The sequence below is a fragment of the Paraburkholderia phenoliruptrix genome (genome assembly GCF_902859825.1).
In the GTDB taxonomy this organism is placed as follows: Bacteria; Pseudomonadota; Gammaproteobacteria; order Burkholderiales; family Burkholderiaceae; genus Paraburkholderia; species Paraburkholderia phenoliruptrix.
Map to the genome: position 1 here is coordinate 1 of NZ_CADIKB010000114.1, position 1364 is coordinate 1364.

General features: G+C 65.5%; 1 protein-coding gene. It reads right to left on the reverse strand.

Translation table 11 applies throughout. From position 1 onward, the window contains the following. On the reverse strand, positions 1 to 1364 hold a 1364-nt coding region (gene ilvA, locus HV711_RS33200; protein ID WP_175145685.1), incomplete at both ends, for a threonine ammonia-lyase, biosynthetic.

Below are 1364 nucleotides of genomic sequence, written 5' to 3' on the forward strand. Positions count from 1 at the left end.
GCTTCCGGCACCTGAATGCCGACGAGAATCGAGCTGTAATCCGCGCCCTGGTTCCGGTAGTGAAAGAGGCTGATGTTCCAGTCGGGCGCCATCGACGACAGAAACTTCATCAGCGCGCCGGGCCGCTCCGGAAACTCGAAGCGAAAGAGGCGTTCGTCATGCGCGAGCGGCGAGCGCCCGCCCACCATGTAGCGGATATGTTGCTTGGAGAGTTCGTCGAAAGTCAGATCGACGGTGGCAAAACCATGCGCCTCGAATGCGCCCGCGATCTGCGCGGACTCGCTGCGGTTGCGGATCTGCACGCCCACGAAAATATGCGCGGACTCGGCCTGCGCAATGCGGTAATTGAATTCGGTCACGCTGCGCGTGCCGACCAGCTCGCAGAAACGCTTGAAGCTGCCGCGCTCCTCGGGAATCGTCACCGCGAACACCGCTTCGCGCGCCTCGCCGACTTCGGCGCGCTCGGCGACAAAGCGCATGCGGTCGAAATTCATGTTCGCGCCCGAGGTGATCGCGATCAACGTCTGGTTCTCGATGCCCTCGCGCTCCGCGTACTGCTTCGCGCCCGCGACCGCGAGCGAGCCCGCCGGTTCGAGCACGCTGCGCGTGTCCTGGAAGACGTCCTTGATCGCGGCGCACAGCGCGTCGGTGTTCACGAGCAGCACGTCGTCGAGATACTCGCGGCACAGCCGGAAGGTTTCCTCGCCGACGAGTTTCACCGCGGTGCCGTCGGAAAAGAGGCCCACTTCGTTGAGCGTGACGCGCTCGCCCGCCTTCAGCGACGCGGCCATCGCGCACGAATCGTCGGTCTGCACGCCGATCACCTTGATTTCGGGCCGCACCGATTTGACATAGGCCGCAACGCCCGCCGCGAGTCCGCCGCCGCCGATCGGCACGAAGATCGCGTGAATCGGGCCCTGATGCTGGCTGAGGATTTCCATCGCCACGGTGCCCTGGCCAGCGATCACGTACGGATCGTCGAACGGATGCACGAACGTGAGGCCGCGCTCTTCCTGGAGCTTCACCGCGTGGCCGTAGGCGTCGCTATACGACTCGCCGAACTGCACGACTTCGACGGTCGGCCCGCCGTGCGCGCGCACCGCGTCGACCTTCACCTGCGGTGTCGTGACCGGCACCACGATGATCGCCTTCACGCCAATGCGTGCCGCCGACAGCGCCACGCCCTGAGCATGATTGCCCGCCGACGCGGTGATCACGCCGCGCGCGAGCGCCTCGGCCGGAATGTGCGCCATCTTGTTGTACGCGCCGCGTACCTTGAACGAGAACACCGGCTGGTTGTCCTCGCGCTTCAGATAGACGGGATTGCGCAGACGCGCCGACAGATGCGGCGCGCGTTCGAGCTC